Origin of the sequence: Kitasatospora sp. NPDC088548 (genome assembly GCF_044753005.1) — a bacterium.
Taxonomy (GTDB): domain Bacteria; phylum Actinomycetota; class Actinomycetes; order Streptomycetales; family Streptomycetaceae; genus Kitasatospora.
In genome coordinates this window covers 207,544-228,833 of the sequence record NZ_JBIVMI010000004.1, presented here as the reverse complement: position 1 = coordinate 228,833, position 21,290 = coordinate 207,544, and the positions used below count along the sequence as shown (strand labels likewise).

Sequence of the window (21,290 nt, the reverse complement as noted above, 5' to 3'; positions counted from 1 at the left end):
AAGGGCGGGGGAGCGATTTTAGCCGGCGCCTTGCCTGGTCTGGGACCAAGCATGATCGGGGACCGCGAACTGCCCCGCGAATCGGGCAGGCTCCTCGCTTGCCCGCGATCTGACCGAGTTGCCCCCGTTCTTGCTCAACGCGGGTCCCGGACAGGGATGTGGGTAAGACCGTAAGGCCACCCGTCGCCAGCCACAGCCGGTAGAGGCCTGTACCCATCCCTTCCGGTCCGGCGCTTGGCGCGACCGGCCGCCACCCGCCCCCGGGCGAAGACGGGGTGCGAGGCGAGCAGCAAGGCTGGCGCCCTGGCGCGCAACACGCGTCCTTGAATTCGTAGTTGCTCGTCCGCCTGGCTGCCAAGGTATCCCGGCAGCACCTCGGCGACTCCTGCACGCTCCGCGGTCTGGGGGGCGAGCAACTCAAAGCGCCGCCCCGGCGCCCCTGTGTGGGTCGGCGACAAGATCGTGAACGTCGACCGCAAGGATCAAGGGCCAGTTCGGGAGGATCATTCCTCTTGAACTGGCCCCAAGGACTGGTGGGCGCGGACGGTTTCGAACCGCCGACATCTGCTTTGTAAGAGCAGCGCTCTACCACTGAGCTACGCGCCCCCTGTCGCGGCCTGGTGGGGGCACGACGACTGCCTAGGGTACCTGGTCCGGGGGGTGGTGTCGTGCAGGTGGTCGGGGAGTGGGACGGGTGGGGTGCCGGTGGGGTGGGGTGATCGGGAAGAATGGGTGGCGGATCAGCGGTCGGAGCAGGGAGCGCGCAGTGAGAGTGGCCGGCGGGAGCGGGCGAGGGCGGCGGCTGGGGAGTGCGGCGGTCGAGGCGCTGGTGCTGCCGTTGGTGGTCGCGGGTGCGCTGGGGGCTGCCGGGGCGGCGTCGTTCGGGGCCGGCGGCGGCTGGTGGGGGCGGCGCGGCGGCGAGAGCATGCGGGCGGACGCCAAGGCGGCCCGGGACGCGGCGCAACAGGCGTTCTACGAGCTGGACTCGACGCAGCGCGACGTGCGGCTGGCGGTGGAGACGGTGCGCGCGGCGGAGGACGGTGCGACGGCGCGACGGGCGACGGCGGACTTCGAGGCGATCTCCGGCCGGATCGACCAGGTGACCGTGAACTACCTGGCGGCGCTGGACGCGCACGATCTGGACGCGGAGGAGCTGGAGGCGGGTGCGGCGGCCCGGGCGCGGCACCAGCTGGAGGACGTGAAGGGGCAGCTGGGCTCGGCGCAGGCGGAGCTGAACGCCTTCCTGGAGCGGCTGCAGCCGGTGCTGCAGCACGCCGAGTCGCAGCTGATGCGGGTGACCCCGGCGGTGGAGCAGGCGAAGCGTTCACTGCTCGCCGCGACCAGCGCGCTGGAGGCGGTGCGCGGGGCCGGGCTGCGGGCGGACGATCTGGCGACGCGGCTGGCGGAGCTGGCGCCGGAGCTGGGGCGGCTGAACGAGGGCGCGGCCCGGCACGGGGTGGCGGCGACGCTGCAGCGCGCCGAGAACGTGCAGGAGCGCGCGGACGCGATCGCGGCGGACGCGGGGCAGTTGCCGGAGCGGGCACGGGAGATCGACCGGCGGGTGGCCAGTCTGCGGACCCGGATCCAGGCGCTGGAGACCAAGGCGGCCACGGTCGAGCCGGCGCTGAGCGAGTTGCGCCGGCGGTTCAGCACGGCGTGCTGGCAGGACCTCCAGCGGGTGCCGGACCAGGTGGCGGAGACGGGGCGCGCGGCCGAGCAGAAGCTCGCGGAGGCGGCGCGGGCGCGCGATGAGCAGCGCTGGGCGGACGCGACGGGCGCGATCGGTACGGTGCGCGCCCTGCTGGACACGGCGGACGGCTCGGTGGTCGCCGTCAACGAGCGGCTGCGGCAGCTGAACGAGGTGCAGCACGACCCGAACCGCGAGATCGAGCGGACCAGGTTCGCCCTCCGCGACGCCCAGCGGCTCGCGATGGCGGGCCGGCAGGCTCCGGACCCCCGGCACGCCGGTCCACTGGACGCCGCGGTGGGGCGGCTGGACCGAGCGGTGGCCACGCTGGAGGCGGCCGGGCGGCACCCCGACTACTGGCACTTCCTGACCGAGCTCGCGGCGGTGCGGGAGTCGGCGGCGCGGGTGGTGGAGCTGATCCGGGGCGACCTGGGCAGCCAGCGGTAGCCCGACCGGAGAACCGTAGAAGACGTCGGAGGGGCTGCCGGAGAGCCGTGCCGGGATCCGCGCCCCTCGGACGGCTCATCCGACGGCGGGCTGGGTACGCTGCCGGTATGCCACGCTACGACTTCCGCTGCCGCTCCTGCGGCGCCACCTTCGAACTCCGCCGCGCGATGGCGCAGGCCAACGACCCGGCGGTCTGCCCGCAGGGGCACGAGGACACCGTGAAACTGCTGTCGACCGTCGCCGTCACCGGCGCGGCCTCCGGCGGCGCCCCACAGCAGGCGCCGTCCGGTGGCGGGGGCGGCTGCTGCGGCGGCGGCTGCTGCGGCTAGCCACGCCGGGCACCCCCAGCCACGAGCATCCGGCACCGAACAGCCGGCCCCGCCTACCCGACCGCCACCGCCTCGACCTCGCCCCGCACCCGGCCCAGGAACTGACGGACGATCTCCTCCCCGGCGGCCACCCCGACCTGGTCGAGCGCGGTGACGCCGGGGGCCGTCCAGCCGCTGTCGGCGAGCTCGCCGTGCCCGGGGCGCCAGGCGGCGTCGGCGGCGAGCAGCAGGTCCGCGTCGAGCAGCGAGTCGCCGGCCGCCAGCACGACCGCCCCACCGAGCCGCCGCTCGACCTCCGCGAGCGCCGCGCTCTTGCTCAGCGGCGCCGGGACGGCGTACACCTTGCGGCCCTGGAGCGAGACCGTCCAGCCGCGTTCGGCGCACCAGCCGGTGAGTTCGTCGAGCCAGCCGGCCGGCAGCTCGGCGCGCTCGACGACCAGGTAGGCGAAGAGCTCGTCGGCGACCCGGCGCTTGTGCGTCCACTCCGGGTCCGCGCAGAGCGCCAGGTGCTCGACGACCTCGGCGAGCGGCACCGACGCGGTGGCCAGCCGGCCGGCCACCTCGGCGCGCCAGTCCTCGTCCGGTACGCCGTCGACGATCAGCTGGCCGCCGTTGCTGCAGATCGCGTAGGCCGGCACCCAACCTGGCGTCGGGCCGGGCAGGTTGACGCGTTCGTACTGCGTCCTGGTCCGGGTGGTGGCGGGGACGAGGACGGCCTCCCGGGCGAGTTCGGCCAGCAGCTCGGCGGCCTGCTCGGTCATGAACGAGAGCGCCTTGCCGTCGTGCACCTCCACCGAGAGCAGTCGCGGGGCGAGCCGGTCGGGCACGTCCAGGGCGAGGGCGCGGTTGGAGTAGATCAGGGTGCGGTCGAGGTCGCTGGCGACCAGGAAACGGCTCATCGGGCTCAGGACTCCTTCACCAGAACGGCTGTGCCGGCGGCACCGGTCGCTCCACGACTGTAACGGGGGTGGATGAGGCCGACGCAGGAGTACGGCAGATCGTCGACCTCCTCCACCGGGACGCCGCGCTGCGCGGCGAGCAGGCGGACGTGGTCCAGGTCGGCTCCGCTGCCGCGGCGGGCCAGGACCCGCCAGGGGACACGGCGCAGCATGACCCGGGTGGTCTCGCCGACGCCCGGCTTGACCAGGTTGACGTTGTCGATGCCGTACTCGGCGCTGATCCGCTCGACGGCGGCCCAGCCGGCCCAGTCGGGGTCGCGGTCCCCCGTGCCGAGGCGGCCCTCGGCGACCAGGAGGTCCGCGGCCGCGACGGCCTCCGCCCGGACGTCGGCGAAGTGGTCGGCGACGGTGTCGAGGAAGGCCCCGGAGACGTCGCCGCCGGCCAGCTCGGTGTAGTGCTTGGCTCCGTGGAAGTCGTCGGGGCCGATGAGGTCGCCGCGCAGCACGGTGCGCGAAACCAGGCCGGAGACGGTCGAGTTGAGGCAGGCGGAGGGGATGAGGAAGTCGTCCCGGGTGCCGTAGGTGCGCACGCAGCGGCCGGGGTCGGCGAGGACGGCCAGGCCGGGGTTGAACGCGGTGCCGGCGAGGGCGTCGGCGAGTTCGCGGGTGATCGCGCCCTTGCCGGTCCAGCCGTCGAGGAACACCACGTCGGGGGCGTGGTGGTGGGCGTCCAGGTAGCGCACGGCGACGGGGTCGATGCCCCGGCCGCGAATGATCGAGACGGCGTAGTGCGGGGTGTCCAGACCGTGCGCGAAGGCGTACCAGCGGCGGATCAGGATGCCGACGGGCGTGCCGGCCCGGGCCAGCGAGGCGAGCACCAGGCCGCGGCCGCGCTCGCGCAGCAGGGTCTCGGCGACGGTGCCGACGGCCAGCGCGATCCGCCGGGCGGAGACCCGCAGGGCCTGGTGGAACAGCTCCTGGTACTCGGGGCTGGGCTGGTACTCGACCGGCAGTGACTCGGCGTAGTGCGCGCCGCCGTTCTGCACGGCCTCCTCGCGCTCCTCGGTGGGGGCCTCCAGCGGGACGTCGGAGAGGTCCTTGAGCAGCCAGGCCACCTCGTCGGGGCGGTAGGACGAGAACGCGGGGCCGTACAGCGGACGCGGCAGCGCCGGGTCGACGGCCCGGCCCACCGGCCCGGGGTCCGTGGCCCCGGGACCGCCCGGCCGGTGGGACGGCAGCACGGCGAGCACCACCCGGTCGGTGACCTGCCGCAGCTGGGTCAGCAGCGCCCGCTCGCCCTCGTACAGGGCGGGCGTGTCGGCGACGTCGTCCACCACCAGCACGATCGCGTCGAAGCGGCGGGCGGGGTCGGCGCCGGGGGCGACGTTGTAGGCGAAGCGCTCGCGCGGGGAGTCGTCGCGCGGGTCGTCGTGGGCGGGGAAGGCCAGCCGGGTGCGGATGGCGTAGCCGGGGTCGTCCACCGCGAGGACGGGCGAGCGGGTGGTGGTGGAGTAGCGGACCCGCTCCTCACCGAGCCGGTCCTCGAGCGCGCCGGCCAGTCGCAGCGGGGCGTACATCAGCTCCTCGAAGCCGAGCACGAGCACCCGGCCGTTCTCCCGGCCATTGTCGAGCCCGTCGAGCCTGTCGAACCCGTCGAGCCCGTCGGCCAGCTGCCCGGCCAGCCTCGGCAGCACGGCGTCCAGGTGGGCGCGGTGCGCGGTGGTGAAGCCGTGCCGGCCGCCGTCCGGCAGACCGGCGGGCCAGTCGAGGGCGATCCGGACGAGCGGGGCGGGCGTGGCCGGGGGCGGCGCGGGGGCCGGACCGACCTCGGCGATCAGCCGCTCGGCGCGCGTCAGGATGTCGGCGGGCAGGTCGACGCCTCCCCCGGCGGCGGCCACCAGGTCAATCCGGGTGCCGAGTTCGGCGGCGGTTTCGGCGAGCCGCCGCTGGTCGGCCTCGCCGCGCAGGTCGACCAGCGCGACGACGACGTAGTGCTCGCGCGGGTGGCGGGCGTGCAGTTCGCGGATGGTGTTGAGCACGGTGTTGCCGGTCGAGAACTCGTCGTCGACGAGGACCAGCGGGCCGTTCCCGGCGAGCAGCCGGGGGTCTGCGGGCAGCAGCAGGTGGGAGGTGGCGTGCGAGTGCTCCTCCTCGAAGCCGCCGACCGGCTCCACGCCCGCCACCGGGCGACGGGTGGAGTGCAGGTACGGGGCGTCCAGGCCGTCGGCGACACTGTGGCCGAGGCCGGTGGCGGTCTCGGCGTAGCCGAGGACGACGGCACGCGCGGCCGTCTCCCCGCCCAGCAGTTCGCGCACCCGGCGGCCGAGGTCCAGGCCGGCGCCGTGGACCACGGAGGGCCGCTGCGGGACGTGCTTGCCGAGCACGGTGGAGACCAGCAGGTGGGCGCGTTTCCTGTTCTCCCGCAGGGCCAGGCCGACCAGTTCGGGGAGCCGGTCGGAGCCGGTCAGGCCGACGCCGACCCGGTCGGCGACCCAACGTCCGGTCCACACGTGCTGTGCTGTCACTACTGGCCCTGCTTTCGGTGCTTTCGGTGGTGCGATTGTCCTTGGATACCGGCCGGCCCCCGCCGCCGATCAGCGCCCGGCCTCAGCCACAGAGGCAGGCCGAGAGCAGTTCGGCGAAGCTGACGTCCTCCCGGGCCACCCCGAACACCTCGGCCCGCAGCAACACCCGCTCCGCCCAGGCCCGGTGCGGCTTGGCCTCGTTCATCTTGTTGGTGTACGCCGAGCGCAGCACCCCGCCCCCGCCGCGCTCCTGGTCGAGGATGTCCCGCGCGTCGCAGTACTCCTCGTGCGTGACCACCGAGAGCGCGTGCACGGCGGGGACGTGGCTGGGGTGGATGCAGGTCTTGCCCAGCAGGCCGTTGGCCCGGTCGAGTTCGATCTCGCGGATCAGCCCGTCCAGGTCGTGCTCGATGATCCGCTGGCGCACGGCCTCCCCGGAGGGCTCGGCCTCGGCGAACGGGGTGCGGCGCAGCTGCGGCTTGAACATCCGCTCCTGGACCGGGAAGTACTCCCAGACCGGCCCGGTGACGGTGAACCCGGTGCCGTCGGCCCGGCCGAGCACGTTCACCACGTCCCCGATCACCGCCGCGACCAGCGAGACGTCGTACGCGGTGAGGTCCGGCGAGCGGCGCAGCCCGTACGCGGAGCACAGGTCGGTGACGCCGAGGCGGACGGCGAGGACGCGCTCGCGGTACTTGTCGAGCAGGCGGGCGATGCCGAACAGCTGCTCGCGGCGGGTCTCCAGGTGGGCCAGCTCGGGTGACTCCAGGACGGGCATGGCGAACAGCCGCCGGCCGGTGGCGGTCTCGGCGGCGGTCAGCGCCTCCAGGAAGTCGCCGCCGCTCTCCTCGGTGAACTTCGGCAGGACGAACCCGGTGAGCAGCCCGACGGCCGGGCCGAGTCGATCGGCGAGGTCGGTGATCTGGGAGGCCGTGCGAACTCTGATGAAGAGCAACGGGAGGTCATGTGTGCAATCCGTGGAGACCTCCCCGGAATCTCCCCCGAAAACCGCGCCCTCGCCCCCGCCCGCACCCTTTTCGGAGAACCCGCCCGAGAGCTCCCCCGAGCCCCCTCCGGGGAGTTCCCCGGACGCCTTTCCGGAGGCCTCTCCGGACACCTCTCCGAGGAGCTCGCCGAGCTGCGCGACCAGATTGGCCTCGGCGGCGGTCACCTCGTGGTCGGCGATCGCGTCCTCCAGGCAGAGCACCATCGAGACCACGCCCCGGGCGGCCTGCCTGCGGATGTCGGAGCGCAGCGTGGGCCTGGTGGCGGGGCTGTAGAGGGTCGCGCCGAGGGCGGTGGCGAGCACGGCCGCCCCGCTCCCCGCGGAGAAGGACCGGGGCTGTTCGAGGAAGAGCCGGCCGCGTACGTCGTCGGCGAGGTGGCCGAAATGGCGCATGGTGCTCTCCTCAGGGGTGTGCGACCGCCGGTCCGGGCGGGGGAGCGAGGTGTTCGGGTGCGGGGGTCGGAGTGCGGGCCGTCGGGCCCCGTTCCGGGTGCGGGGCAACACCATGGTTAACCGGCCCACCGGGCGCGGTGGTTCCCGGGCACGCGCTGCTGATTACCCCCCGCCGAACCCCCCGGGGGCTTCCCGCCGCCCATCGTACGGACGGCTTCCGGTCGAATACGGTTCCGAAACATCGAATTCTCGGAAGGTTACCCTCCACTTCACAAAGCGCAAGCGTTGGCAAAGTCCCCTACCATTCCGCCTCCTTCGGTCACGTTGTCCGAAGGGGTGGCGAACAGGCAGGATGGTCGGCTATGACGCACGTGATGGCCAAGGGCGCCAACATCGCACTGCCGGTGGCCGCGGTCCGCGCCGTGCTGCGCTGGAGCGCCACGTCCGGCGCACCGGACGTGGACGCGTCCGCGCTGCTGCTGGGCCCCGACGGCAGGGTCCGTTCCGATGCCGACTTCGTCTTCTACAACCAGCCGCGCCACCCCTCCGGCCTGGTGCGCCACCTGCCGAAGCAGCAGACCGGCGGGGGCGCCGAGATCACCGACACCGTGGAGGTCGAGCTCGGCAAGCTGCCGGCCGAGGTGGACCGGGTGGTGCTGGCCGGCTCCTCCGAGGGCGGCTCGTTCCGCGCGGTGGCGGGGCTGCGCGTGCTGCTCTTCGACGCCGCCACCGGCGAGGGCGCGCCCGCGCTCGCCGAGTTCCCGATGCCCGAGGCCGACGATGTCACCGCGCTGGTCGCGGGCGAGCTCTACCGCAGGGCCGGGGCCTGGAAGTTCCGGGCGGTCGGCCAGGGCTACGCCTCCGGGCTGATCGGGCTGGCCACCGACTTCGGCATCACCGTCGACGACGAGGCGGGCGACGCCCAGGGCACGGCCGCCGACCCGACCGCGCACGCCGCCACCGCCCGCACCACCACCGACCCGGCCCCGGACCCGCGCGGTGTCCTGCCGGACCCGCACCCGGCCTCGCGGGCCGAGCCCGGCACCTACACCCTGACGCCGCCGGTGCCGCAGCCGCCCACCGTCGCACCGGTCACCGCCGCACCGGTCCCCCCTCCCCCACCGCCGCCGGCGCCGCCCACCGTGCCGCCGAGCACCCCGCCCGTCCCTCCGGCGCCCCCGACGCAACAGCCCGGGTACGGCTACCCCCAGCAGTCGCCCCAGCAGCAGCCGCAGCACCAGCGCGGCGGCTACGGGTACCCCCAGCAGCCCCCGCAGACCTCCCAGCAGCATTCCTCGCCCGGCTACGGCTACCCACCGCAGCAGCAGGCCGACGGCTACGGCTACCCGCCGAACAGCACCGCACAGCCCCAGCCGCCCCAGCACCAGCCACCGCAGCAGCCCTCGCCCGCCCGGCCCCCGGCCGCCGGGGAGGAGTTCGCGCTGCCGCCGCAGGGCCCGCAGTTCCAGCCCCGTTAGGGTCTGTCGAAACCCCTGTCCGGCCGGACAGGGGCTCCCGTCCCCACCCGCCGCTACTCCGCCCCCGCCCCGCCCTTGTAGCCGCGCTGCCACTGCATCCCGAAGCCGTACAGCCGGTCGATGTCCGCCTGGAAGCCGTTCACGTAACGCACCTCGCGACGCACCGTCAGCTGGTTGTCCCCGACGTTCTCGATCAGCACCACCGCACAGGACCGCGCGGCCGCCGCCCGCTCCTCCAGCTTGATCTCGATCCGCGGCCCGGTCTGCGGCACGATCGTCACGACCGCGTTGGCCTGTTCGAAGGCGGGCGTGCCGTCGTAGATGTAGACGAAGATGAGCAGCCGCTTGAACTGGTCCTTCTTCTCCAGGTTGACGTACATCGTCTCGCCGGACGGCGCCCCGTACTGGTCGTCGCCGCTGAGCTTGATGTACGGCGGGTGCTGCAGGTCCCCGAAGAAGCCACCGAGCGGCTGCACCACTCCCCGGCTGCCGTCGGCCAGTTCGTACATGCAGGCCAGGTCGAGGTCGACGTTGACCTGCCCGCCCGCCTGGGAGTCCGGCTCCATCGGGCTGAGGATGCGCGGGCTGAACCAGCGCTTGACCATGTCCCTGGCGCTCGGCCCCGAAGCCGCTATCCGCGTGGTCCAGTGCAGATTGACGTACAGGTAGCCGGTGGTGGCGGCGGCCCCGGTGATCGCGTGGTGCGGGGTCGACTTGGTGAGCGTGATCTTGTGCTGCCCGCCCGGGTCGAAAGTGTTCCGCTCCCCGCGCAGGTACTCCCAGATCGAGGCCATTCCCGTCCTCCCAAGGTCCGCCAGTCGATCTGACGGTCCGCCGCTCCATGATCGGGCATCAGCCCGGCCGCCGGGTACCCCGACTCCCCTACCCATCCACGTTCCCGGGATGCCGTCGGGGCGGCCATCTCGAGCCACCGGCGGGTCGATTGGCGGGGCCAAGCCCCCCTCCCGTAACATGCCGCCCCTTCGGACGCGATATCGTCTAGCCGCACAGGTGTCCCGTCCGCTCCCGCCCCGGCGCGGCGGGCTCGCCCGACGGCGACGACGCACCGTCAGGCGCGGTTCCTCTTCACGAACCTGACCGCCTGTGTCGCACTGTGACCTGTCCCCTGCGGAAACCCGAGGCCCGACCCGCAATGAACCTGACCTCCATACAGCTGGTCTGGACCGTCGTCGGCGGCGCAGCCCTGCTGTTCACCGCCATCCTGGTGGCGACCCTGCGCTTCAAGAACACCAAGGCCGAGGAGTCGGGTGACTCCTGGGAGCGCAGCGAGGACCGCCGCCGCCGCAAGGAGATGATCTACGGGATCTCCTCCTACGTCCTGCTGTTCTGCTGCGCCGGCGTCGCGGCCGCACTGTCGTTCCACGGTCTGGTGGGCTTCGGCAAGGAGAACCTGGGCCTCTCCAACGGCTGGGAGTACCTCGTCCCGTTCGGTCTGGACGGCGCCGCGATGTTCTGCTCGGTGCTCGCCGTGCGCGAGGCCAGCCACGGTGACGCGGCCCTCGGCTCGCGCCTGCTGGTCTGGGTGTTCGCGATCGCCTCGGCCTGGTTCAACTGGGTGCACGCCCCGCGTGGCATGTCGCACGACGGCGCCCCGGAGTTCTTCTCCGGTATGTCGATCTCGGCCGCGATCCTGTTCGACCGGGCGCTGAAGCAGACCCGTAAGGCCGCCCTCCGCGAGCAGGGCCTCGTCCCGCGCCCGCTGCCGCAGATCCGCATCGTCCGCTGGATGCGGGCTCCCCGCGAGACCTACGCCGCCTGGTCGCTGATGCTGCTGGAGAACGTCCGCAGCCTGGACGAGGCGGTCGAGGAGGTGCGCGAGGAGCGCCAGGCGAAGATGGACGCCAAGCTGCGCGCCCGGAGCGCCGACCGGCGCGAGCGCGCCGAGCTCAAGGCCATCTCGCGCCAGGGCGGCATGCTCGCCCGGGCCCGTGGCGGCCGTCAGGTGCCCGCGCTCACCGCTGCCGGAGACGGCCCGAGCGCTACGGAGCCTGCCCTAGCCGCTGACGCCGACAGCACCTCCCAGACCGGCGCCTCGTCGCTGGAGCCCGCGTCCATGAGCGCCCTGGACGCCGGCCGCCGGCCCCGCGCCGCCGTCGGTTCGTCCTCGGCCGGCTCCGCCGACTCCTCCTACACCGGTTCCTCCTCGTCCTACCGCAGCTCGACCATCGACCTGACGGCCGACGACGACACCCTGTCGATGCCCAAGCTGGACTCCCTGGAGCGCAAGCTGCGCGCCATCGAGCAGCAGCTCGGCTGAGCGCCGGTACCGGGTCTGGTCCGGGCCCGAGCCCGCAGCGAGCCTGAGCCGGGCCCGGACCCGCCCTGCTCAACCACCGAGTACTCCGCGTACTCCGCAGACGCGAGAACGCGCAACGGCCGCCCCCGGGGATGTGGGGGCGGCCGTTGTGCTTGCCGGGGAAGGCGGAAGGGCCGCTACTTGCCGGCGCTCACCAGTTCCCGCTCCTCGCCACCGTCTCCGCCCTCGGCGGCCTCGCGGCGGTTGCGCAGGACCGACGAGCCGAGCGCCAGACCGATGAAGGCGACACCGATCAGGCCGGTGACGATCTCCGGGATGTGGTACTTGATGCCGACCAGCAGGATCGCCGAGAGCGCGCCGATCGCGTAGTGCGCGCCGTGCTCCAGGTAGACGTAGTCGTCCAGGGTGCCCTTGCGGACCAGGAAGACGGTCAGCGAACGGATGTACATGGCGCCGATACCGAGGCCAAGCGTGATCATGAAGATGTCACTGGAGATGGCGAACGCGCCGACCACACCGTCGAAGGAGAACGAGGCGTCCAGGACCTCCAGGTAGAGGAAGAGGAAGAACGCGGCCTTGCCGCCCACCTGGATGATGGACTTCCCGGACTTCTCGGCCTCCGCCTCCTTCTCCTCCTCTTCCTCCAGGCCCGACTCGAAGATCGAGGACAGGCCGTTCACGACGAGGTAGGTGACCAGGCCCAGGATGCCGGCGAGCAGCACCGTCTCGGCGTGCTCCTCGGCGAAGAAGTTGGCCGCCAGCAGGAGCGCGACCAGCGCGACGACCGACGAGAAGGCCTCCAGCTTGCCGACCTTCTCCAGCGGGCGCTCGATCCAGGCCAGCCAGTTGTAGTCCTTCTCCTCGAAGATGAAGTCGAGGAAGATCATCAGCAGGAAGACGCCACCGAAGGCCGCGATGGCCGGGTTGGCCGCCTCCAGGTACTGGCCGTACGTGGAGCCGTTGAACGTCTTGTCCGAGTTGAGCGCGAGGTCGACGACCGTCGCGGGGTTGAGGTGCGCGGTGAGGCCGACCACCAGCAGCGGGAAGACCAGCCGCATACCGAAGACGGCGATCAGCACGCCGACGGTGAGGAAGATCTTCTGCCAGTACGGGTTCATCCGCTTCAACACCGTGGCGTTGACCACCGCGTTGTCGAACGACAGGGAGATCTCCAGGATGGAGAGGATCAGCACGATGCCGAATCCTTCTGCCCCCCAGAGCAGACCGGCTGCGATCAGACCGATGACGGTGATCGCGAATGACCAGCCGAATGTGCGGAGGAACACGGGATTTGATTACCTTTCGGGCTCAGGGCGTGCCACGGGTACGGCGTCGTCCTGAGACGCCCTGACCGGGCCGGGCCCGGTCAGGTCACCCCCGCACTGCCCTCTGTTCTTTTAATCGTTGAACGGGCTCGTCGAATGCGATTTTCCGACCTTTACTGTACGTTTACGCCGAAATCGAGGGCAATGCCACGCAGGCCGGAGGCGTACCCCTGGCCCACCGCGCGGAACTTCCACTCCCCCGCGTAGCGGTACAGCTCGCCGAAGATCATCGCGGTCTCGCTGGACGCGTCCTCGGTCAGGTCGTAACGGGCGATCTCCTGCTGGTCCACCGAGTTGACCACCCGGATGTACGCGTTGCGCACCTGGCCGAAGTTCTGCAGCCGGGACTCGGCGTCGTAGATCGACACCGCGAAGACCACCTTGTCCACCTGGACCGGGACCAGCTCCAGGTTGACCAGAACGACCTCGTCGTCGCCCTCGCCCTCACCGGTGAGGTTGTCACCGGTGTGCTCGACCGAGCCCTCGGGGCTCTTGAGGTTGTTGTAGAAGACGAAGTACTCGTCGCCGAGCACCCGTCCGCCCGAGCAGAGCAGGGCGCTCGCGTCGAGGTCGAACGGCGCACCCGTGGTCGAGCGGGCGTCCCAGCCCAGACCGATCTGCACCTGCGTCAGGTTCGGTGCGGCCTTGGTGAGCGAGACATTGCCGCCCTTGGCGAGCGTGACACTCATGTCTGTCCTTCCTCCTTGCCTCCGGGGCGCATCTCAGGTGTATTCCCCCGCGGCCCCGTCCGGCCGCTTTTGGCCGGCTGAACTTCCTGAACTCCCATCCTTCCAGTGCACCGGGGCAGCACGAAGCCGGGGCGGCCGCCGACGCCTCGCGTCCGCGGCCGCCCCGGCCGGTGGTGCTCCGTCAGGCCACGAAGGGCCCGCGCCCGACTCAGACGTTGACGCCGAAGTCCTGGGCGATGCCGCGCAGACCGGAGGCGTAGCCCTGGCCGATGGCGCGGAACTTCCACTCGGCGCCGTTGCGGTACAGCTCGCCGAAGACCATCGCGGTCTCGGTCGAGGCGTCCTCGGAGAGGTCGTACCGGGCCAGCTCCTTGTTGTCGGCCTGGTTCACCACGCGGATGAACGCGTTGCGGACCTGGCCGAAGTTCTGGGTCCGGTTCTCCGCGTCGTAGATCGAGACCGGGAAGACGATCTTCTGTACGTCCGCCGGGACGGTCGCCAGGTTGACCTTGATGGCCTCGTCGTCGCCCTCGCCCTCACCGGTGAGGTTGTCACCGGTGTGCTCGACCGAGCCGTCGGGGCTCTTCAGGTTGTTGAAGAAGACGAAGTTTCCGTCCTTGTCGACCCTGCCCTGGTCGTTGCAGAGCAGGGCACTGGCGTCCAGGTCGAAGTCCGTACCGGTGGTGGTGCGGACGTCCCAGCCAAGGCCGACGACCACGGCGCTCAGGCCGGGAGCCTCCTTGGTGAGCGAGACATTGCCGCCCTTGCTCAGGCTGACACCCACTTGTCCTCCAAGATTCGGGAGGCACGTCGCGGTGCCCCCGTGGTGCGGTTCAAGGCGCCGGCCGGCGGTTGCCGCCGGGCCTCTGACCAGCCAACGGACCGATCGTAGTGCCGGGTTCCCGTACCGGACGGGGAACGGGCCCGGCGTGGCTGTTCGAATCTCGGCCGGACCGGGCCCGCAGGGCGTCCAGGGGCCTCAGAGCGCGCCGAGGACCTTCAGGTACTCCTGCTCGTCGCGGGCGTCCGGCAGGTCGTTGACGACGCTCCAGCGGACCACGCCGGCCTTGTCGATCACGAAGGTGCCGCGCACCGCGCAGCCCTTCTCCTCGTCGAAGACGCCGTACGCCCGGGAGACCTCGCCGTGCGGCCAGAAGTCCGACAGCAGCGGGTACTCCAGGCCCTGCTGCTCGGCGAAGACGCGCTGGGTGAACGGCGAGTCGTTGGAGACGCCGAGCACCTGCACGTCGTCGTTCTGCAGCCGCGGCAGCTCGTTCTGGATCGCGCAGACCTCGCCGGTGCAGACGCCGGTGAAGGAGAACGGGTAGAAGACCAGGACGACGTTCTTCTCGCCCCGGAAGTCGGAGAGCTTGACCAGCTCGCCGTGCTGGTTCTTCAGCTCGAAATCCGGAGCCTGGGTGCCGACCTCGATGGCCATGGTGGGACCTTTCTGACGCGACAGTGCCGCGCGGCGGGCGCGGCGAGCCACATCCTCCCATCCGCCCGGACCGATTCCGCCGGACGAGTGAGGGCGCCGGCCCCGCACCCAGCCGCTTTCGCCCTCGGCGAACGCGCGCCCGGGCGCACCGGTACCCCGGCGACCGCGGCCCCGACCCCGGCCGACGGCGCGACCGTGACGGCCCCGAGCACACCCCCCGCCGGCGCCCCCGGCCGGGAAACGGACGCGGCCGGGCCTCACCGGAGGAAGTTCCGGCGAGGCCCGGCCGGGCCGCGCTCAGGTGCGTTCGGCGACGCCGGGGGCGGTCAGCGCTTGCCCGACTTCGCGGCCTTGGTGGCCAGGCGGGTGGCCGCCCAGTCCTTGGCGATCGCGATCGAGCTGGTCTGCGAGAGACCGGCGGTCTTGGCCGCGTCCGCGATGTCCGAGGCCTCGATGTGGCCGTCCCGGCCGGTCTTGGGCGTCAGCAGCCAGATCAGGCCGCCCTCCGCAAGGTATTCCAGGGCGTCGACGAGGGAGTCGGTGAGATCCCCGTCGTCGTCGCGGTGCCACAGCAGGACGGCGTCGGCGACGTCGTCGTAGTCCTCGTCGACGAGATCCGTCCCGGTGATCTCCTCGATGCCTTCGCGGAGGTCCTGGTCAGTGTCTTCGTCGTACCCCAGCTCCTGGATGATCTGGCCTTCTTCGAAGCCGAGACGGTGCGCCGGGTTGGACTTGTCCGCGGGGTCCGCGGTCGCGCTCACGGGAATAACCTCCAGTATTCGGCCCGGCGTCCATGCCGAGGCTGTGGCCGTAGTCCACACGGGCGCGGCGGTTCGCGCAAGTACCCGACCCCCGATCCCCTCCAAAGGTTGACGTGTCGCACCGAAACACGCCGGTCGACGTGTCGGGAATCACACCGATTTGCCCTTCTCTGCGTAGGACAAGGATGCTTCGGGTGGTCCCGGCCCACAGGGCGTACGCGTGCCCGAGATACGAACGGCATTCGGGTCCGCGCGTACGCGGGCGTAGAGTCTCCTGTTGGCCCTCACCCCGACCGCCCGCCATCGGACGGTCGGGCAACCAGGTCGGACCACCTCTGTTCGTAACACCCGGTGGTGCGCGGCGCAGGCGACAGCGCCTGAGCCGCACACCGCCAGACCGTACCGCCCACCAGGCGGAACGGTTACCGATCGGTAGAGATGACGGATCTCCGAGCGCGGTAGCACGATGGAGGCGGCGCGACACACCTCAGTTTCGACCGACAGTGAAGGAACAGCGTGGCTTCCGGATCCGATCGCAACCCGATCATCATTGGCGGCCTTCCGAGTCAGGTCCCGGACTTCGATCCCGAGGAGACCGCGGAATGGCTGGAGTCGCTTGACGCGGCCATCGACGAGCGGGGGCGCGAGCGTGCCCGCTACCTGATGCTCCGCCTGATCGAGCGCGCCCGCGAGAAGCGTGTCGCCGTGCCCGAGATGCGCAGCACGGACTACGTCAACACCATCGCCACCAAGGACGAGCCGTTCTTCCCCGGCAACGAGGAGATCGAGCGCAAGGTCCTCAACGCGACCCGCTGGAATGCGGCCGTCATGGTCTCCCGGGCCCAGCGCCCGGGCATCGGCGTGGGCGGCCACATCGCCACCTTCGCCTCCTCCGCGTCGCTGTACGACGTGGGCTTCAACTACTTCTTCCGCGGCAAGGACGCCGAGGGCGAGTCCGGCGACCAGATCTTCTTCCAGGGTCACGCCTCCCCCGGCATCTACGCCCGCGCCTTCCTGCTGGACCGGCTGAGCGAGCAGCAGCTCGACGCGTTCCGCCAGGAGAAGTCGAAGGCTCCGTACGGCCTGTCCAGCTACCCGCACCCGCGGCTGATGCCGGACTTCTGGGAGTTCCCGACCGTCTCGATGGGCCTCGGCCCGCTCGGCGCGATCTACCAGGCCCGGATGAACCGCTACCTGGAGCACCGCGGCATCAAGGACACCTCCGACTCGCACGTGTACGCCTTCCTCGGCGACGGCGAGATGGACGAGCCGGAGTCGCTGGGCCAGCTGTCGCTGGCCGCCCGCGAGGGTCTGGACAACCTGACCTTCGTGGTCAACTGCAACCTGCAGCGCCTGGACGGCCCGGTCCGCGGCAACGGCAAGATCATCCAGGAGCTGGAGTCCCAGTTCCGGGGCGCCGGCTGGAACGTGATCAAGCTCGTCTGGGACCGCAGCTGGGACCCGCTGCTCGCGCAGGACCGCGACGGCGTCCTGGTGAACAAGCTCAACACCACGGTGGACGGCCAGTTCCAGACCTACGCCACCGAGACCGGCGCGTACATCCGCGAGAACTTCTTCGGCAGCGACCTGCGCCTGCGCAAGATGGTCGAGAACATGACCGACCAGCAGATCCAGCACCTGGGTCGCGGCGGCCACGACCACGCCAAGGTGTACGCGGCGTTCAAGGCGGCCCGCGAGCACAAGGGCCAGCCGACGGTCATCCTCGCCCAGACCGTCAAGGGCTGGACGCTGGGCCCCAACTTCGAGGGCCGCAACGCGACGCACCAGATGAAGAAGCTCACGGTCGAGGACCTGAAGCGCTTCCGCGACCGCCTGCACATCCCGATCACGGACAAGCAGCTGGAGGAGGGTTACCCGCCCTACTACCACCCGGGCCGTGACTCGGAGGAGATCCAGTACATGCACGACCGCCGCAAGGAGCTGGGCGGTTACGTGCCGACCCGCAAGGTGCGGCCGCGCCAGCTGGAGCTGCCGGGCGACGACGCGTACAAGGCGGTCAAGAAGGGTTCCGGCAACCAGACCATCGCCACCACCATGGCGTTCGTCCGGGTGCTCAAGGACCTGATGCGGGACAAGGGCATCGGCAACCGCTTCGTGCCGATCGCGCCCGACGAGTACCGCACCTTCGGCATGGACTCGCTGTTCCCGTCGGCGAAGATCTACAACCCGCTCGGCCAGACCTACGAGTCGGTCGACCGCGATCTGCTGCTGGCGTACAAGGAGTCGCCGACCGGCCAGATGCTGCACGACGGCATCTCCGAGGCCGGCTGCACCGCCTCGCTGATCGCCGCCGGCTCGTCCTACGCCACCCACGGCGAGCCGCTGATCCCGGTGTACGTCTTCTACTCGATGTTCGGGTTCCAGCGCACCGGCGACCAGTTCTGGCAGATGGCCGACCAGCTGGCCCGCGGCTTCGTGATCGGCGCCACCGCCGGCCGCACCACGCTGACCGGTGAGGGCCTGCAGCACGCCGACGGCCACTCGCACCTGCTGGCCTCGACCAACCCGGGCGTCGTCGCGTACGACCCCGCGTACGGCTTCGAGATCGCGCACATCGTCCAGGACGGTCTGCGGCGGATGTACGGCTCCAGCGAGCAGCACCCGCACGGCGAAGACGTGTTCTACTACATGACCGTCTACAACGAGCCGATCAAGATGCCGGCCGAGCCGGAGAACGTCGACGTCGAGGGCATCCTCAAGGGTCTGCACCGGTACGCGCCGGCCACCGCCGGCCAGATCCCGGCGCAGATCCTCGCCTCCGGTGTGGCGGTGCCGTGGGCCCTGGAGGCCCAGCGCATCCTCGCCGAGGAGTGGAACGTCAAGGCCGACGTCTGGTCCGCGACCTCCTGGAACGAGCTGCGCCGCGACGCGGTGGAGGCCGAGGAGTTCAACCTGCTGCACCCGGAGGAGACGCAGCGCGTCCCCTACGTGACGCAGAAGCTCCAGGGCGCCGAGGGCCCGTTCGTCGCCGTCTCCGACTGGATGCGCGCGGTGCCGGACCAGATCTCCCGCTGGGTGCCGGGCCAGTACCAGTCGCTGGGCGCCGACGGCTTCGGCTTCGCCGACACCCGTGGCGCGGCCCGTCGCTTCTTCCACATCGACGCGCAGTCGGTCGTCCTGAGCGTGCTCACCGAGCTCGCCAAGCAGGGCAAGGTCGACCGCAGCGCCCTGAAGGACGCGATCGACCGCTACCAGCTGCTGGACGTGGCGGCGGCCGACCCGGGCGCCGCCGGCGGCGACGCCTGATCCGCAGTCGGACACCGAAGGGCCGGACCTCCTCGACGGAGGTCCGGCCCTTCGGCATGTGCGGCACTCGAACGGTCTTCGGTTCGGACGCACGGCGGCCCCGGACTCCGCGGAGTCCGGGGCCGCCGTCGCGCGGGGCCGGTCAGATGTGGACGGCCGGGCCCGCGTCGGTGGTGCCGCGGCGGGTGAGCAGGCCGAGCAGGGCGGCGGCGAAGGCCACCACGGAGGCCACCGCGAAGGCGAGCGACATCCCGCTGACGAAGGAGTCGTGCACCGCGCCGGCCATCGCGTCCACCGCCTGCTGCGGGGTGCCGGCCGGGGCGGGCGGGGCGATGCCGAGCTGGGCGGCCTGGTTGAGGCCCTCGGTCTGCGCGGGCTCGACCGGCGGCAGGCCGGCCCTGGCCCAGTTGCCGGGCAGCACGTCGGTGACCCTGGCGGCCATCAGCGCGCCCAGCACGGCGGTGCCCAGGCTGCCGCCGACCTGCATCGCGGCCTGCTGGAGGCCGCCGGCCACGCCGGACAGCTCCAGCGGGGCGTTGCCGACGATCACCTCGGTGGCACCGACCATGACCGGGCTGATGCCCAGGCCCATCAGCACGAACCAGAGCGACATCACGCCGGTGCCGGAGCCCGCGTCCAGGGTGGACATCCCGAACATGGCGGTGGTGGTGACCAGCATGCCGGCCACGATCGGGATCCGCGGGCCGAGCTTGCCGATGGCCAGGCCGGCCACCGGTGATCCGACGATCATCATGGCGGTCATCGGCAGCAGGTGGACGCCGGCCGAGACCGGCGACATCCCGTGGACGTTCTGCAGGTAGAAGGTCACGAAGAAGATCGCGCCGAAGAAGGCGAACGCCATCAGCACCATCAGCAGGGTGCCCGCCGACAGCGGCACCGAGCGGAACAGGCCGAGCGGGATCAGCGGCTCGCGGGCCACCCGCTGCCAGAGCGCGAAAGCCACCATCAGGACCACCGCGCCGCCCAGGAGCAGCAGCGTGGAGGCGTTGCCCCAGCCCCACTCGGGCGCCTTGATGATGCCGAAGACCAGGGCGAACATCGCCACCGAGAGCAGGGCGATGCCGGGCAGGTCGAAGGACTTGGCGGCCTTCTCGGCCCGCACGTCCTGGAGGATCCAGACGCCGAGGGCCAGCGCGATCAGGCCGACCGGGATGTTGATGAAGAACACCGACTCCCAGTTGACGTGCTCGACCAGCAGACCGCCGACGATCGGGCCGGCCGCGGTGGAGGCTCCGATCACCCCGCCCCAGATGCCGATCGCCATGTTGAGCTTCTCGGCCGGGAAGGCCCCGCGCAGCAGGCCGAGCGCGGCCGGCTGGAGCAGCGCGCCGAACAGGCCCTGGAGCACCCGGCAGGCGATCACCGTCTGGATGCTGGTGGCGAAGCCGATCGCGGCCGAGGTGGCGGCGAAGCCGACCGCGCCGACCAGGAAGGTGTTCTTGTGGCCGAACCGGTCACCGATCTTCCCCGCGGTGATCAGGAAGACCGCCAGCGCCAGCAGATAACCGCTGGTCACCCACTGGATCTCGGAGGGCGCGGCCTTCAGGTCGGCCTGGATGACCGGGTTGGCGATCGCGACGATCGTGCCGTCGAGGGCCACCATCATGACGCCGACGGCGACGGTCAGCAGGGTCAGCCAGGGGTGTCCCTTCAGCCGGTTCCCGGACGGGGGCCGGTGTGGCGGCTCCACGCCCGGCTGGGCGTTCTTGACGGCGGACTGGCTCATCTGGGGCCCTCCGGGGCATGGCAGAGAACAAACGTGGTCGTGGCGCCCCGGCCCACCCGTCCCCACGAGTCACCCGGCCCGACGGACGCCACTTCCGGCAGATTATGTCAGCCACTGACATTCGGCAAATGGTGACTTCTGACTTCAGCTGACATTTGTCAGAGCGCTAAGGTTGTGATCACACCCCTCCCGCACCACCGCCCGGAAGGCCCCCGCCATGGCCGCTCAGACCTCGCCCCCCGCCACCGCCCCGGACGGCAGAACCGCCGACGGCACGGCCCCCGGCGCGACACCCGATCCGGCCGCCGACCACACGCCCGACCACACGCCCGACCGCACACCGGACCACCCGGCCGACCGCGCCTCCGGCCGACCGCCCGGGCTGCGCGAGCGCAAGAAGCAACGCACCCGGGACGCCCTGGTGCACGCCGCCCACGGGCTCTTCCTCACCCAGGGCTTCGCCGGGACGACCGTGGACGAGATCGCCGCCGTCGTCGACGTCTCGCAGCGCACCTTCTTCCGGTACTTCGCCAACAAGGACGAGGTCGCGCTCGCCGTGATGGCCGACGCCGAGGACTACTTCATCGAGTGCCTGCGCCGCCGCCCGGCCGAGGAGAACCCGCTCCAGGCCCTGCGCGCCGCGATCGTCCAGTCCTGGCGCGACCTGGGCTCCGGCGACCTCGGCGGACCGGGCTCGATCACCAGCGCGCTGGAGCTGGTGCGGCTGATCGAGGAGACCCCCACCCTGCTCGCCGCGCACCTGCGCCGGATCACGCAGCAGGAGCGGATCGTGGTCACGGTGATCGCCGAACGCGAAGGGCTGGATCCGGCCGAGGACCTGCGTCCGACCGTACTGGCCGCCGTCTTCGGCAGCGTGCTGCGCTCCGCCCACCTGTCCTGGTGCGACGACCAGGAGAAGTGCGGCCCGGAGGCCATGATCACCCTGATCGAGCGTCATTTCGACCAGCTCGGCCCCGCCCTGGCCGGCGACTGGCGGCACTGAGGACCGGCGGACCCGGGC

General features: G+C 71.5%; 16 protein-coding genes and 1 tRNA gene. 6 read left to right on the top strand and 11 right to left on the bottom strand.

Going from position 1 to position 21,290, the window contains the following annotated elements; all coding sequences use genetic code 11:
- Positions 1 to 531 precede the first annotated feature (531 nt).
- Positions 532 to 606, bottom strand: a tRNA-Val gene (locus ACIP82_RS08570).
- Between the two features lie 166 nt (positions 607 to 772).
- Here ACIP82_RS08570 and ACIP82_RS08565 point away from each other — a divergent pair.
- Positions 773 to 2,134 carry a hypothetical protein gene (locus tag ACIP82_RS08565; RefSeq protein WP_400652341.1) on the top strand — a complete coding sequence of 454 codons (1,362 nt, stop codon included), beginning with the start codon at positions 773 to 775 and terminating at the stop codon, positions 2,132 to 2,134.
- 107 nt (positions 2,135 to 2,241) lie between these two features.
- Positions 2,242 to 2,463 carry a zinc ribbon domain-containing protein gene (locus ACIP82_RS08560; protein ID WP_363607104.1) on the top strand — a complete coding sequence of 74 codons (222 nt, stop codon included), beginning with the start codon at positions 2,242 to 2,244 and terminating at the stop codon, positions 2,461 to 2,463.
- Positions 2,464 to 2,516: 53 nt separating this feature from the next.
- Here ACIP82_RS08560 and ACIP82_RS08555 read toward each other — a convergent pair whose 3' ends face one another.
- The 3 genes from ACIP82_RS08555 to ACIP82_RS08545 all read right to left on the bottom strand — a co-directional run bounded on the left by ACIP82_RS08555 (position 2,517) and on the right by ACIP82_RS08545 (position 7,286).
- Positions 2,517 to 3,362 carry an HAD family hydrolase gene (locus ACIP82_RS08555; protein WP_363607106.1) on the bottom strand — a complete coding sequence of 282 codons (846 nt, stop codon included), beginning with the start codon at positions 3,360 to 3,362 and terminating at the stop codon, positions 2,517 to 2,519.
- A 5-nt stretch (positions 3,363 to 3,367) separates the two neighbouring features.
- Positions 3,368 to 5,887 carry a phosphoribosyltransferase gene (locus tag ACIP82_RS08550; protein ID WP_400652138.1) on the bottom strand — a complete coding sequence of 840 codons (2,520 nt, stop codon included), beginning with the start codon at positions 5,885 to 5,887 and terminating at the stop codon, positions 3,368 to 3,370.
- Positions 5,888 to 5,969: 82 nt separating this feature from the next.
- Entirely contained in the window at positions 5,970 to 7,286 is a 1,317-nt protein-coding gene (locus tag ACIP82_RS08545; protein ID WP_363607109.1) for an HpcH/HpaI aldolase/citrate lyase family protein, read from the bottom strand.
- A 362-nt stretch (positions 7,287 to 7,648) separates the two neighbouring features.
- On the opposite strand from ACIP82_RS08545, the gene ACIP82_RS08540 reads away from it, so the two are divergent.
- Positions 7,649 to 8,764, top strand: coding sequence for a TerD family protein (locus ACIP82_RS08540; RefSeq protein WP_400652134.1), 1,116 nt, complete (start codon positions 7,649 to 7,651; stop codon positions 8,762 to 8,764).
- A gap of 53 nt (positions 8,765 to 8,817) precedes the next feature.
- Here the strand turns inward: ACIP82_RS08540 and ACIP82_RS08535 are convergent, their stop codons facing one another.
- Positions 8,818 to 9,558 (bottom strand): Tellurium resistance, encoded by a 741-nt coding sequence (locus tag ACIP82_RS08535; RefSeq protein WP_363607111.1) that lies wholly within the window; start codon positions 9,556 to 9,558, stop codon positions 8,818 to 8,820.
- A gap of 359 nt (positions 9,559 to 9,917) precedes the next feature.
- Between ACIP82_RS08535 and ACIP82_RS08530 the strand changes: the two genes are divergently transcribed.
- Positions 9,918 to 11,042 (top strand): DUF2637 domain-containing protein, encoded by a 1,125-nt coding sequence (locus tag ACIP82_RS08530; protein WP_363607113.1) that lies wholly within the window; start codon positions 9,918 to 9,920, stop codon positions 11,040 to 11,042.
- A 176-nt stretch (positions 11,043 to 11,218) separates the two neighbouring features.
- Here the strand turns inward: ACIP82_RS08530 and ACIP82_RS08525 are convergent, their stop codons facing one another.
- The 5 genes from ACIP82_RS08525 to ACIP82_RS08505 form a co-directional block, all read right to left on the bottom strand.
- Positions 11,219 to 12,328, bottom strand: a complete 1,110-nt coding sequence (locus ACIP82_RS08525) for a DUF475 domain-containing protein (protein WP_363607114.1) — start codon at positions 12,326 to 12,328, stop codon at positions 11,219 to 11,221.
- A gap of 152 nt (positions 12,329 to 12,480) precedes the next feature.
- On the bottom strand, positions 12,481 to 13,056 hold the full coding sequence (locus tag ACIP82_RS08520) for a TerD family protein (protein ID WP_363607116.1): 576 nt from the start codon (positions 13,054 to 13,056) through the stop codon (positions 12,481 to 12,483).
- Between the two features lie 208 nt (positions 13,057 to 13,264).
- Positions 13,265 to 13,840 (bottom strand): TerD family protein, encoded by a 576-nt coding sequence (locus tag ACIP82_RS08515; RefSeq protein WP_400652129.1) that lies wholly within the window; start codon positions 13,838 to 13,840, stop codon positions 13,265 to 13,267.
- Between the two features lie 195 nt (positions 13,841 to 14,035).
- On the bottom strand, positions 14,036 to 14,494 hold the full coding sequence (locus ACIP82_RS08510; RefSeq protein ID WP_363607120.1) for a peroxiredoxin: 459 nt from the start codon (positions 14,492 to 14,494) through the stop codon (positions 14,036 to 14,038).
- Between the two features lie 326 nt (positions 14,495 to 14,820).
- Complete coding sequence (locus tag ACIP82_RS08505) at positions 14,821 to 15,255, bottom strand: DUF3052 domain-containing protein (RefSeq protein ID WP_363607122.1); 435 nt, start codon at positions 15,253 to 15,255, stop codon at positions 14,821 to 14,823.
- 516 nt (positions 15,256 to 15,771) lie between these two features.
- Here ACIP82_RS08505 and aceE point away from each other — a divergent pair.
- Positions 15,772 to 18,522, top strand: coding sequence for a pyruvate dehydrogenase (acetyl-transferring), homodimeric type (gene aceE / locus ACIP82_RS08500; RefSeq protein ID WP_400652125.1), 2,751 nt, complete (start codon positions 15,772 to 15,774; stop codon positions 18,520 to 18,522).
- 142 nt (positions 18,523 to 18,664) lie between these two features.
- Here the strand turns inward: aceE and ACIP82_RS08495 are convergent, their stop codons facing one another.
- A complete protein-coding gene (locus ACIP82_RS08495; protein WP_400652124.1) occupies positions 18,665 to 20,269 on the bottom strand; it encodes an MFS transporter in 1,605 nt (534 codons plus the stop codon).
- 217 nt (positions 20,270 to 20,486) lie between these two features.
- Here ACIP82_RS08495 and ACIP82_RS08490 point away from each other — a divergent pair, with 217 nt between their 5' ends.
- Complete coding sequence (locus tag ACIP82_RS08490; protein ID WP_400652120.1) at positions 20,487 to 21,272, top strand: TetR family transcriptional regulator; 786 nt, start codon at positions 20,487 to 20,489, stop codon at positions 21,270 to 21,272.
- Positions 21,273 to 21,290 lie beyond the last annotated feature (18 nt).

Excerpts from the sequence above, each read along its gene's own strand:
- ACIP82_RS08495 (WP_400652124.1), bottom strand. The coding sequence starts at position 20,269 with ATGAGCCAGTCCGCCGTCAAGAACGCCCAGCCGGGCGTGGAGCCGCCA.
- ACIP82_RS08535 (WP_363607111.1), bottom strand. The coding sequence starts at position 9,558 with ATGGCCTCGATCTGGGAGTACCTGCGCGGGGAGCGGAACACTTTCGAC.
- ACIP82_RS08540 (WP_400652134.1), top strand. The coding sequence starts at position 7,649 with ATGACGCACGTGATGGCCAAGGGCGCCAACATCGCACTGCCGGTGGCC.
- ACIP82_RS08555 (WP_363607106.1), bottom strand. The coding sequence starts at position 3,362 with ATGAGCCGTTTCCTGGTCGCCAGCGACCTCGACCGCACCCTGATCTAC.
- ACIP82_RS08545 (WP_363607109.1), bottom strand. The coding sequence starts at position 7,286 with ATGCGCCATTTCGGCCACCTCGCCGACGACGTACGCGGCCGGCTCTTC.
- ACIP82_RS08490 (WP_400652120.1), top strand. The coding sequence starts at position 20,487 with ATGGCCGCTCAGACCTCGCCCCCCGCCACCGCCCCGGACGGCAGAACC.
- ACIP82_RS08530 (WP_363607113.1), top strand. The coding sequence starts at position 9,918 with ATGAACCTGACCTCCATACAGCTGGTCTGGACCGTCGTCGGCGGCGCA.
- ACIP82_RS08560 (WP_363607104.1), top strand. The coding sequence starts at position 2,242 with ATGCCACGCTACGACTTCCGCTGCCGCTCCTGCGGCGCCACCTTCGAA.
- ACIP82_RS08520 (WP_363607116.1), bottom strand. The coding sequence starts at position 13,056 with ATGAGTGTCACGCTCGCCAAGGGCGGCAATGTCTCGCTCACCAAGGCC.
- ACIP82_RS08510 (WP_363607120.1), bottom strand. The coding sequence starts at position 14,494 with ATGGCCATCGAGGTCGGCACCCAGGCTCCGGATTTCGAGCTGAAGAAC.